The sequence below is a fragment of the Streptococcus sp. 'caviae' genome, assembly GCF_001937065.1.
Taxonomy (GTDB): Bacteria; Bacillota; Bacilli; order Lactobacillales; family Streptococcaceae; genus Streptococcus.
On the sequence record NZ_MOWR01000001.1, the window covers coordinates 260,408 to 272,206 of the forward strand.

Below are 11,799 nucleotides of genomic sequence, written 5' to 3' on the forward strand. Positions count from 1 at the left end.
TTTTCCTCCTGTTTATAACATTTTTTCAATATTAGCTTTGCTGTCTGTTAAGAGCTTTTCAACATAGGCAGCAGCTGCCAGTTTAGTCATAAAACCTCTGATTTGCTCTTTGACAGCTCTGTCTTCATTTGTCTTCAAGGCCAAACAAATAACTAATCTGATGTCTTTGATGGTTTCGCTCCAGTCTTTGATAGGCTCAGCTAGGCGCAGAATTAAAAGCTGACTTTGCCTAAGCTGGCTTGATTCAAGATGGGGCAGCACTGTCTGTTTATCAATTTGAATATTGGCCAGCTGTTCGCGGACCAACAGCTTTTTGGCTAAATCCTGACTGATTGAGGCGTCAATTTCTTCGGCTAAAAAACGATAGACATCTTTCACTTCCTGAAAGGATTCTCCGATAAATACTTTTTTAATCAAATCACTGCTCATTTTTGATTTCTCCAATCTTTTGCCGCAGGCGTTCCTGATCTTCCGCCGTAAACATTCCATTTACCAGTAAAAAATGATAAGAGGGCGACTGTTTCAGGGGAATAGTTGAGATTAACAGATCAATAGCAGGATAGGTTTCTTCCAAGTGCTCAACCTCACGCGAAGCAATAACATCAACGATTTCCAGCTCTGAAAAATTATTGGCAATCTTAGCCCGCAGCAATTCTGAAATACCAATACCGGTTGTGCAGACAATCAAAGTTCGCAGTTTACGGCTGCTGGTCTCCAGCAATTTGGCAAAGTAAAGTGTTATAAAGCCATTTTCATCTGCCGAAATGGGAGCCAGATGATAAATCTGGCTGATTTCTTCTGATGTTTGGCAAACCCTGTCAAAAAGATCAGGATAAACCAGCTTAATCTGACTGAGCAAGCCATTTTGAACCATGATCTTTTGCTCCAAACGTTTGAGCATGGGCTTGATATGATTGGCCAAGTCAAAGAAAATATCTTGATTGCTGATATCAAAGTCCCATTTTTGATTCATCAGTTTCAGATAAGTCCGCGTGATGTTCACCACTTCTTCTGAAAATGAAATACTTTCAGAACTGACCTTCTCCAGCCTTGAAGCCGATAAATATTGATAAAGGTAATAGACCTCAATTCTTGGAATCGGCAGCTGCAGGTAGTTTTCCAAATGCTTGATGACTTCCTGAGATATATCCAGCAAAGCATGGGAGATCTCCCTGAAATCCCTTTTTTCAGTATCATAGGCATAGGTTTGACGGGCTCTGATGCGCTCCATCAAAATATACAAGTGTAAAAAGATGTTGATGTTATAAGGATAGGGAATTTTGCCGGAAAGATGTCTTTCAATGATCTCTAGCTGGTAAAGAATAAAAGCCGCATCTTTCTCATCAATATCCAAGCTCGAGTGTTCCTTTAAATCAACAAAGTCAACAATCTGATCATGCTGAATACCGGCTAGAATCGCACGGCGGATATTTTCCTCTTTTCCTTCAACAGCCAGTGTTCGCTTTTTACGCAGCAGTTTCAGGTCAAACTTCTTAATATCCTGAGCAATAATCTTCTCATCAGCAATCAGAACAGATTCCCCTAAAAAGAACTCCTCCATAACATCAAAAACGCTGACCGGCTTAGGTGCCTGCAGGAGCAATAATTGTTTTAGCTTATTTCTTCTTTGCTGGGGCGAATAATCGGCAGGCGGCTTATTTTCATACAGCAGCAAGTAACGATCATAGTCCAGCTTATACCCCCTTCCTTTTTCAGAGATAATCAAGGGACCGTCCGGCAGATTGTCATTAATACTTTTAACCCATCTGTAAATAGTCTTGGCTGAAGTTTTTAACTTTTTTGCCAAAATATCAGACGTTATAAAATCCCTTTGAATTAGCAGGAGATATATGAGTTCCTCACTTTTGCCTTTCAGACTCATCTAAGCTTCCTCCTTTATAAGTTTATGATAACAATATTTCCTATCAGCATTTTACTAATTATTGTCCATAGCAACAGACATGATTTTAAAAAAAGGCTGAAAATCGGTTTAAAGACACCAAAAAAGAGCAGGACAGCATTAGTTTTTAAATCTAATGCTGTCTTGCTCCTTTGAAGACTGCGAAAGTCTGCCTAATTCAAATGATATTTCCTTTTAAAGCTATCTGCAGTCTATAATACAGCTCTTTAATCCGGCACTATAGCCACTGCCCTGACCGGTGAACCTGTGGCTTTTTCCCAATACGGATAAGCGATAGCTATCAAGCTTCCTGTTGCGGGTACCTGGTCAAGATTGGCCAGAACCTCAAGCTGATAAATATCCTGCTCCAGTACATAATATTCTTCGGCTAAACGGCCGTTTTTTGCTGCCCGAACACCGCTGTCAGTATCCAAGGTCTCATGACCCAAAGCTGAAATGTTTCGTTCATGGATGAGAAATGCCAAAGCCTCGTGCGACCAGCCGGGTGTACGCTGCACCCCTTGATCATCCAGGTTACGAATAGCTTCTTGATCTGGCCAGCGCTTTGACCAATCACTGCGAAAGGCCACAAAGCTGCCCGCCGGAATCTCTCCATGCTCTGCTTCAAAGGCAAGCACATCTTCTTTAGTCAGTTCATAATCAGGATTAGCGGCTACTGCCTGCGATTTATCAATTACAATTAAAGGCAAAAGCAAATCTTTCAAAGCAATCTCATCCAGCCAGCGGCCGCCTTCCACGAAGTGAATAGGGGCATCGATATGGGTACCATACTGACCGACAACAGAAAACTGCTGCACGTGAAAGCCGTCTTTTAAGGTAAAAATATCCTTCTTCTCCAAAGCTGGCAAAAGCGGAAAATGCGGGCTTTGATCATTTATTTGATGGGTCAGATCCACCCATTTAGCTGATTTTAGGGTTCGATAGGCTGCTAATACATTTGACATAAAATAATCCTCCTTTATAATTAGTAAGCCAAAAAGTTGGCTCTAGACAGGGCTTTTTATCTGTTAAATAGAATGAACAGCATCTGCGTCATTTAAAATAGTTTCATCCAACTGATTGGTTTTCTTGGCTGTGATAATCCCTGCTAAAATGCTATCGTTGACATTTACCAATGTCCGTCCCATATCCACAATCGGATCGATGGCAATCAAGACCCCCAGAGTTGTTACAGGAAGATTCAGAGCTCCCAAGACAATCAGGGTTGTAAATAAGGCTCCGCCGCCAACACCGGCAACACCAAATGAAGCAATAACATCAATCAGAACAAGCATCAGAATAAACTGCCATGAAAAAATATCAAGGCCAACGGTCGGTGCAATAATGGTGGCAACAATGGTCGGGTAAACACCGGCACAGCCATTTTGTCCAATGGTCAGACCAAAGCTGGCAGCAAAGTTGACCACTGTCGGACTGACACCGAGAGATTCTGTTTGAATTTTGACATTCAAAGGAAGCGTTCCAGCGCTGGTACGTGAACTAAAGGCAAAGAGCAAGGCCGGCAGTGCCTTTTTATAATATAAAACAGGATTAATTCTATGGACGGACAAGATAAGCGTATGAACAAGCAAGACAAGAATCAAGGCCGTATACACAGCTGCAATGAACAGTCCCAAATGGCCGATACTAGCCAGAGAATTCACCGCAATGGTATTGGTAATGAGGGCAAAGGTTCCATAAGGTGTCAGCGCCAAAACCAATTTAACCAGCCGATTGATGATCAGCTGAAGAGCCTTTATTCCCTTAGCAAAGACCGCTGCATGCTCAGGATCACTTTTTCGGACAGACAGATAAGCAAAACCAACCAAAAGCGCAAATATGACAACCGCTATCGTGCTGGTCGCCCGGCTGCCGGAAAAATCAGCAAAAATATTGCTGGGCAGAAAACTGACAATCTGCTGAGGCAGCGTGAGCCCCTTGATTTCACCTTGGTGTTCCTGAATAGCTGTCAAGGCTTCCTTGCCTGCTCTGCCGGAAAAATCAGCTCCCTGCAAATGAAACAGAACGGTAGTGAAAAAGCCCAGCAAAGACGCGACAGCTGTTGTTCCCAGCAGAACACTCAAGGTCACTCCGGTAATTTTTTTAAGATTTTGTTTTACTTCCAGCTGCGTAAAAGCGCCAACCAAGGATAGGAAGATTAAGGGGACTACCAGCATCTTAAGAAGTGACACATAGCCGTTTCCAACAATTCCGATCCAATCAAGCGCCTGAGCTAACACATGACTTTTTGTTCCAAAAATCAGCTGGAGGACAAAACCAAAGACTGTTCCTAAAAGCAATGACAGCAAAACTAAAGGGGTAAACCCTGCTTTTTTCTTATGTACAGCAGCCAAACCTGCTAATAGCAGAAGAGCAGCTGCCACAATAATAAGCGTTCCAAGTGTATCGTTCATAAAATCCTCCTCTTACATCAGCCAACTAATACTCAAAGAAAATCAAACGAGGCAGCAGGCCGCAGAGTGGAGGACAAAAATCGAAATCGTAATGACATTAGACTTTTGTCCCAGCCTCAAGCAAAGTCAAGACCTATGATTTTGATTGTCAAAGCGTATAAAAAAGCCTTGCAAAGCTGCTGCTCTGCAAGGACGTTAAAACGTGTTACCACCTTGAATTCATGGTATTCTCACAAATACCAACTCCATCAGTACACTTAGGTATACTGGCAAGCTGTATCGGGCTTACCCGTAGCAGTTTTAGAAAGAACTTCCTTGACTGCTATCACTCAAAGACCATTTTCAAAGCGCACGGCTAATCTTCTCACACCTAACGAAGACTCTCTGTCTAGCAGCAAACCTCTACTTTTTCTTATCAGCATGATGTATTTAATTGTTTTAATTATAGCTGTAAAACCCTTTAAAATCAACCGATTCAGCCATTAAGCTTCTTTATAGACAGCCATAATTAAAATTTATGGCAAAACGGCAAAAGTAAAAGGCCTCCGCATTTTGCGAAGACCTCAGTGTTTTTATGCTGCAAGATTATAGGCTTTTGACAACATTAACAACATTTTCAACTGTAAAACCATAGTTTTCAATAACTTCTGCCGCTGGAGCCGAAGCACCAAACTTATCAATACCGATAACTGCACCATCGAGACCAACATACTTATACCAAGGCTGGGTAGCTGCCATTTCAATAGCTGCACGGCGGCGTACTGAGCTTGGTAAAATAGCTTCCTTGTAATCATCAGACTGAGCATCAAAGAGCTCGGTTGACGGAACAGAAACAACACGTACCTTTTCACCTTGCGCTTCCAATTCCTTAGCTGCTTTGACAGCCAGATTCACTTCTGAACCAGATGCCAGAAGAATGGTGTCGAAATCCGAACCTGTCTCATAAATGACATAGGCACCCTTAGCAACTGAAGTGAAACTAGAACCAGCCTCAACATTAAGATTTTGACGTGTCAGTACAAGAGCCGTTGGAGTAGTCTTGCTGGTCAAAGCATAGTGCCAGGCAGCCTGTGTTTCACGCGCATCTGCCGGACGGAAAACGGTCAGATTTGGAATAGCACGCAGACCGGCCAAGTGTTCAATCGGTTCATGCGTTGGACCATCTTCACCGACAGCAATCGAATCATGGGTAAAGACATAGGTCACAGGCACCCCTTGAAGAGCTGACAGACGCACAGCCGCTTTCAGGTAATCTGAGAAGACAAAGAAGGTACCGCCGTAGACACGCAAGCCTCCATGAAGAGCCATACCGTTCAAAACAGTTCCCATAGCAAATTCGCGCACACCAAACTGAATATTGCGGTTGAGCGGGTTTTCAGCATCCTGAAGACCGTCTTCTTTAATATAAGTCATGTTAGAGTGAGCCAGGTCAGCTGATCCTCCAAGGAAATTAGGAAGTACAGCCGCAGCTGCATTGATAGCATCCTGAGAAGAATTGCGGGTTGCTTGAGAGAAGCCGTCTTCATAGACAGGGAAGTCTGCTTCTTTGATTTCAACAGGATCCTGACCAGTGATCATTGCTTCAACCTCACGCGCTTCCTCAGGATAGGCCTGACGGTATTCTCCAACCAGATTTGACCAAGCAGCATAGGCAGCTTCGCCGCGGTCAGCAACATTTTCCTTGAAATCGGCATAAACTTCTTCAGGCACTTCAAAAGGTTCGTAATCCCAACCAAGAGCCTTGCGGGTCGCCGCCGCTTCTTCTGCTCCGAGCGGTGCCCCGTGAACCGCATTGGTTCCGCCTTTTGTTGGAGCCCCATAGCCAATCACTGTTTTCACTTCAATCAAGCTTGGCTTGCCGGCACCTTTAGCCTCTTCAATGGCCAGACTGATGGCATTGACGTCTGTGCCGTCTTCAACCAAGCTGGTATGCCAGCCGTAAGCTTCATATCTGGCACGGATATTTTCCGTGAAAGCATCATTGGTTTCACCATCCAAACAAATATCATTGGAGTCGTAAAGGACAATCAGTTTATCTAAGTTTTGTTTAGCAGCGTAAGAAGAAGCCTCTCCGGAAACACCTTCCATAAAGTCACCATCACCGGCAATTACATAGGTATAGTGATCAAAAATAGGATAGCCTTCGCGGTTATATTTGGCTGCCAAGAAACGCTCAGCCTGTGCCAAACCTACAGCCATCGAAATTCCCTGGCCGAGCGGACCGGTTGTGACATCAACACCGGCAGTATGGCCGTACTCAGGATGGCCCGGTGTTTTGGAGCCCCACTGACGGAAATTTTTAATCTCTTCCATGCTCACATCTTCATAGCCTGACAGGTGCAAGAGAGCATATAAGAGCATGGAACCGTGACCTGCCGACAAAACAAAACGGTCGCGGTTGATCCAGTTTGGCTGACTGGGACTGACTCTTAAATGCTTTGTATACAGGCTGTAAGCCATAGGCGCAGCTCCCATAACAACGCCCGGATGGCCCGATTTAGACTTTTCAATAGCATCCACACCCAAAAAGCGGATGGCGTTAACCGATAAATCTGACATAATATTCTCCTTTATAAATGATACCCTTATTTTAGCATAAAACGCTTACTTCTTCCAGAAATCTTGGGAGAGCAAGGCAGTTTCTTTTAAAAAATATCCACACATCAAGCGATATGCGGATATAAATTGTCATTTTCAGCAGCTGCCCTACTGCAGAGCTGACAAGCATAGATACGATAAGGCAGCCGTCTAAACCATTGCTTTGATTTTGCCGCTTAGAACAAGCGGGCAGCAGCCAAAGCTTTCTTAACTCAAAAGCATAAACAGATAACATGCTTACAGCAGTGCTTTGAACTGAATGTTAGAATCATGCTCGAAGCAGTCATCAAAGCCGCGCGGATGGTGGTATTCAATTCTGTCCTTATCCTGCGGATAGGTATATTTGCCGCCGACTTCCCAGATGAATGGATGGAATTGGTATTGCAGGCGTTCTTTGCGCATCTTCCAGAGAGCTAAAATTTCATCGGTTGATGCCATGAAGTTAGACCAAATATCATAATGCACCGGAATAATGACCTTAGCACGCAGGTTTTCAGCCATACGAAGAAGATCAATAGAAGTCATCTTGTCCTGAATACCTACCGGATTGTCGCCATAGTTATTGATAGCAACATCAATATTGAAATCCTTACCGTGTTTGGCAAAATAGTTTGAAAAGTGGGAATCAGCCCCGTGATAAATAGTTCCACCAGGTGTTTCAAAAACGTAGTTAACGGCCTTGCGAGCCATTTCTTCATCCGTAACAGCCAAGCCTTTTAATTCTCCATCCTGCTGGTCTGCCCCTTCAACTGGCAGGGTTACCAGACAGGTCCGGTCAAAGGATTCAACAGCCGTTACCTTGATATCTTTAAATTCAAAGGAGTCACCTGGTTTGATAACAATGATCCGATCTTCCGGCACACCCCATTTTTTCCAGATTTCACCGCATTCGTAAGGACCGACAAATTTAACATGATCCAGTTTTGGATTATTGACAATGGCTGCTGCTGTATTAATATCAATATGATCACTGTGGAAGTGAGAAACCAAATAGTAGTCAAGTTCATTAATGGCAAAAGGATCAATAACCATAGGCTGAACGCGCAGATTAGGCTGCAGTTTGCGAACGCCGGCCATATTTGCCATCTGATGCCCGCGCACCATATCCTTGACCTTTTTCGTTGATTTTCCGCGGTTGGACCAGAGGTCCATCACAACATTGGCACCGCCCGGTGTTTTTATCCAAACGCCGCAGTTACCCAGCCACCACATAGCAAAATTATCGGCAGGAACGACTTCTTCTTCAATTTCTTCATTAAGCCAAGTGCCCCATTCTGGGAAAGTGCTTAAAATCCACGATTCTCTTGTAATGTCTTTAACATTAGCCATTTACGCTTCCTCCTGTGTACAGATATATTTTCTACACTTTTATGATACCCCTATCATAATCGTAAAAAAAGACCAAATAAAACACAAGTTTGTGTTCACATTTGGACTGTTTCCAAAAGTCTAACAGATAATCATACACCGTCACCATTGGTTTAGACAAAAAATTAAAAGCCATTGCGAATAGTCTTAGTAGAAGGGCAGCTAGTACCCCTTCCTGATAAATAGTGCAGAACAGGAGCACTATTTCTGCTTTTAGCGCTTAGGTCAGCCGACGGTTTCGCATTAAAGAAAGGAGCAAATTTGCTAAACCGACGGCAGAAAAGCTGATGCTGCGGCCGGGCTTCATACAGTGTGCCAACATAGATCCTGCAGCTGTACTCCTGCAAGACTTGGTACTGCCTCATAACATTTCAAAATTTCCACACAGCAAAACGAATTCAGCCATGCATCAGCCAGATTTAAGTCTAGCAAAAACCCGCAAGCTAAAAGCTTGCGGGTTTTTGACTGCTAAACTGCTCCAAACCGGAACTAGTTTTCAGCGGCAGTTTTTAACTGGCTGTCATAGAGCAGTTCCTGATTGATTAAACGTTCGATCTTGGTTTTCAAAACATAGCAGTCATCATCATCTTTGACATAGTGACGAATATAGCTTTCTAATTTTTTATCAAAATCATCCTGTCCTGCCTGAGCGTGCTGCTTAGCAAAGCGGATTAATTTGATGGCATCATCGTCTGTCAAAATCGAGTGAACAAAGAGCGTCGGCAGCTTGGTATCAAGATTGTCAACAGCGGAAATCACCAGATCAACCGTAATAATATCAGCAATACTGTAGAACTGCTCAGACGTTAAAATGGCTTCGATTTTGCTGTGAGGCAGGTACTGGCTGCACTGCTGCATGAACAGCTTTTGCACACCGATACCCTCATCACAGATCAAGGCCAGAGTTGCCGGCGGTGTCGGTTTCGACTCAGCATGCTCCAATTCACCGCCAATATGAATCGTAATATAGGCAATATCGTCATCATCCATCTTGATAAACCAAGATTCTTCTAAAATAGAAATGCAGGCCTTGGTCATGGCAAACAAATCTGCATATTTATCTTTGATTTGCTCGGTCAAGGGATTATTGGCGACGATGCCATAGGTCTTTCGAAAGAGCAGAGCCTTGCAGTGGGTCAGCAGCTGATTGAGCAGCAACTTTTTATTTTGAAAATGGACATGGTAGTCCAATTCAAAAGTATTGATAAAATTCCCCAACACGCGGCGCATATCATCATAATCATGGCTCTCCAAATGGGTATCTCGGTCCTTGCGGTAGGACAGCAGCAAAACCGCAACCAAGGACGTCTCAATTTCATCCAGTTCCAAAGCAAATTCGTTTTTGAGACTTTCTGTCAGATTTTTAGCTATTTCATACTCTTTTCGCTCCTTAATAGGAGAAAATTCCTGCAGCAGGTCGCTTTGTTCTGCCTCAGACAGATTCAGATTGCGGTAGCTTAAAATATGATAAGGCAGCGTTTCAACCATCAAACGAATATCCTGAGAATTGATCTTCTTCCCCAGTAATTTTTGAGAGGCCTGCAGCTCCTTATCCATAAAAGATGAAATATCACCTGAAAAATAACCGGACAGACCGGCAAAATTCCGCAATTTATCACGAACCATGGCGGTATAGTTGGGATTGCTGTCCATATAAATAGTATAGAGCAGCTTATTCAAATATTGAATTTTAGACAGGGGATGGCATTTTAGATGATAGCCCCGCGACTTAGTAACTTGCAGCTGGATACTGTATTGTTCAAAAGACAGTTTCTCACGGATTTCATTCAGATCGTTTAAAATCGTATTGCGGGAAACATCATTGAGCTGCATGAGCTTCTCAATGGTCACGCGGTCTTTAGAAACCGCAATATAAGTGATACTGAGGAGCATCCGCTCGTGCACGCTCATGACATAGGAATAATCATCTAAGTCAGCTAAAAGGGTTCGGCAGGCTTCCTTTTGCTTAAGTGACAGGAGGATTCCCACACGCGGATGACTGATAATTTTAGGAAGCTGAGGCGGCAAGGCCTCGTTTATTTTATCCAGATGGTAATAAACTTTGCGCCTTGATTGGCCTAAAACTTTTGAAATAGTCATAACGGTCTCCGGTTCTTCTAATTCAATGAGATAGGCCAAAAGATCATAACTATTTCGATCCAGGATAATCATTTTTCACATCCTTTGTTCATCGATCATAGCTTTGTACGACAAAGCTCATATGCAAACTGACAGCTCATTCTGATAAAGACGAAAGCTAAATCAGAAGTCTTTTATTGGTAAAAACTTCCATTCCCAAGCAGTATCGGCCAAATCATGAAAAGCAGATTAAAATATTATAGTAGCTTCATTATAACATACTTTCGAGAGAGCCGAGCCCATTTCTTTGACTGCTAAACTTGAGCACCAGCTGTTATTAAAGCGCGATACTAGCAGCTAATCATGCAAAAAACCTGTTCTTCTTAAGGCGAAAAAGCAGGTTTTTAATAGTTTTAAATGAGTTAGCTTATACTAAGCATAACAACTGAGTCTGCCCGCAAATTCTTAGAATTTGCTGAAAGTTTGACCGTTTAACACCGACAATTAATTGTCAAGCTTGTTCAGCAGCTTGTCTTTGAAGTAGTTAAAGTAGGTCTTTTTATCAGTCACCGTAACTGTTTTGCCGGTCATACCATATTTAACCAGCTTACTGTCTTTTTTAGAAACCGTCACTTTAGCCGTTACCTTAAAAAGATTGCCGCTTTTAGTCTTGGTAGCCGATAAGGCAACAGTATTAATTTTACCTTCAAGAGTAATCCTGTCGTTGCCCTTTCTTTCCAAGGAAAGCCTAGTCTTTTGCCCTTTCTTCATAGAAACAACATCATCAGAAGAGACATAGTAGGTAATCAAAACTTTCTTAGTCTTTCTAATGTCAGGGTAGAGCTGCCCAATTTCAGCCCATTTTGGAATGAGATTCATCCCTTCGTACTTGGGATTGGTATGGATAATTCCATCGTCTGAAGCAAAGATGGAAACTTTCTTGATTTCATCCTCATCATCGGATTTTTTCTTTTCAGTCTTCTTTTGCTTACTGTCTTTATTGTCAGTATCCTTTTTAGAATCTTTGTTTTCAGACTTCTTTTTAGATTTTTTCTTGCTGTCTTTTTTATCTGTTTTCTGATCTTTTTTCTTTGCTTCTTCGGCTCGCTTTTGTCTTGCTTCTACAATCTTCTTTTGTTCAGCCTGCCGCTTAGAATCAGCTGTTCCCGAATACTTAATCAGCAGATCGCCTTTTTTAACACTGGCATTGTTGTCTAAATTATTTTTAATGATGGACGTATCACTGTAAGATTGAATAACCGATACCACCCTTGTCGGAGCCACTTCACCTGTGGATGTGACGGTGATCTCTTTTTTGGCAAAGCAAAGGAACACTGCGATAAAGATAATCAGACAGACTAAAGGAATAATCAGCAGGGTCGCGAAATTATGATAGCGCCTCCTATAAAATTCTGCACTTTGTAAAAATTTAGGATCCAT

The 11,799-nt window shown here is 42.6% G+C and carries 8 protein-coding genes and 1 other annotated feature; all 8 genes read right to left on the reverse strand.

Annotated elements, in window-relative coordinates; translation table 11 throughout:
- Positions 1-12 precede the first annotated feature (12 nt).
- Entirely contained in the window at positions 13-429 is a 417-nt protein-coding gene (locus tag BMI76_RS01390; RefSeq protein ID WP_075345843.1) for a PTS sugar transporter subunit IIA, read from the reverse strand.
- A complete protein-coding gene (locus tag BMI76_RS01395; protein WP_075345844.1) occupies positions 419-1,882 on the reverse strand; it encodes a PRD domain-containing protein in 1,464 nt (487 codons plus the stop codon). Before BMI76_RS01395 ends, BMI76_RS01390 begins: the two co-directional genes overlap by 11 nt.
- A 245-nt stretch (positions 1,883-2,127) precedes the next feature.
- Complete coding sequence (locus tag BMI76_RS01400; protein WP_075345845.1) at positions 2,128-2,865, reverse strand: cyclase family protein; 738 nt, start codon at positions 2,863-2,865, stop codon at positions 2,128-2,130.
- Positions 2,866-2,928: 63 nt separating this feature from the next.
- The gene (locus BMI76_RS01405) at positions 2,929-4,314 is read right to left on the reverse strand and encodes a cation:dicarboxylate symporter family transporter (protein ID WP_075345846.1); all 1,386 of its coding nucleotides are present in this window, start codon (positions 4,312-4,314) and stop codon (positions 2,929-2,931) included.
- Between the two features lie 185 nt (positions 4,315-4,499).
- Positions 4,500-4,742: a binding site (T-box leader), on the reverse strand.
- Positions 4,743-4,899: 157 nt separating this feature from the next.
- Positions 4,900-6,873 carry a transketolase gene (gene tkt / locus BMI76_RS01410; protein ID WP_075345847.1) on the reverse strand — a complete coding sequence of 658 codons (1,974 nt, stop codon included), beginning with the start codon at positions 6,871-6,873 and terminating at the stop codon, positions 4,900-4,902.
- 276 nt (positions 6,874-7,149) lie between these two features.
- Positions 7,150-8,241: an L-ascorbate 6-phosphate lactonase gene (gene ulaG, locus BMI76_RS01415; protein ID WP_075345848.1), complete on the reverse strand. Its 1,092-nt coding sequence runs from the start codon at positions 8,239-8,241 to the stop codon at positions 7,150-7,152.
- A gap of 528 nt (positions 8,242-8,769) precedes the next feature.
- On the reverse strand, positions 8,770-10,452 hold the full coding sequence (locus BMI76_RS01425) for a transcription antiterminator (protein WP_075345850.1): 1,683 nt from the start codon (positions 10,450-10,452) through the stop codon (positions 8,770-8,772).
- 411 nt (positions 10,453-10,863) lie between these two features.
- Positions 10,864-11,799 carry an HlyD family efflux transporter periplasmic adaptor subunit gene (locus BMI76_RS01430; RefSeq protein ID WP_075345851.1) on the reverse strand — a complete coding sequence of 312 codons (936 nt, stop codon included), beginning with the start codon at positions 11,797-11,799 and terminating at the stop codon, positions 10,864-10,866.

Excerpts from the sequence above, each read along its gene's own strand:
- BMI76_RS01390 (WP_075345843.1), bottom strand. The coding sequence starts at position 429 with ATGAGCAGTGATTTGATTAAAAAAGTATTTATCGGAGAATCCTTTCAG.
- BMI76_RS01395 (WP_075345844.1), bottom strand. The coding sequence starts at position 1,882 with ATGAGTCTGAAAGGCAAAAGTGAGGAACTCATATATCTCCTGCTAATT.
- BMI76_RS01400 (WP_075345845.1), bottom strand. The coding sequence starts at position 2,865 with ATGTCAAATGTATTAGCAGCCTATCGAACCCTAAAATCAGCTAAATGG.
- BMI76_RS01405 (WP_075345846.1), bottom strand. The coding sequence starts at position 4,314 with ATGAACGATACACTTGGAACGCTTATTATTGTGGCAGCTGCTCTTCTG.
- tkt (WP_075345847.1), bottom strand. The coding sequence starts at position 6,873 with ATGTCAGATTTATCGGTTAACGCCATCCGCTTTTTGGGTGTGGATGCT.
- ulaG (WP_075345848.1), bottom strand. The coding sequence starts at position 8,241 with ATGGCTAATGTTAAAGACATTACAAGAGAATCGTGGATTTTAAGCACT.
- BMI76_RS01425 (WP_075345850.1), bottom strand. The coding sequence starts at position 10,452 with ATGATTATCCTGGATCGAAATAGTTATGATCTTTTGGCCTATCTCATT.
- BMI76_RS01430 (WP_075345851.1), bottom strand. The coding sequence starts at position 11,799 with ATGGATCCTAAATTTTTACAAAGTGCAGAATTTTATAGGAGGCGCTAT.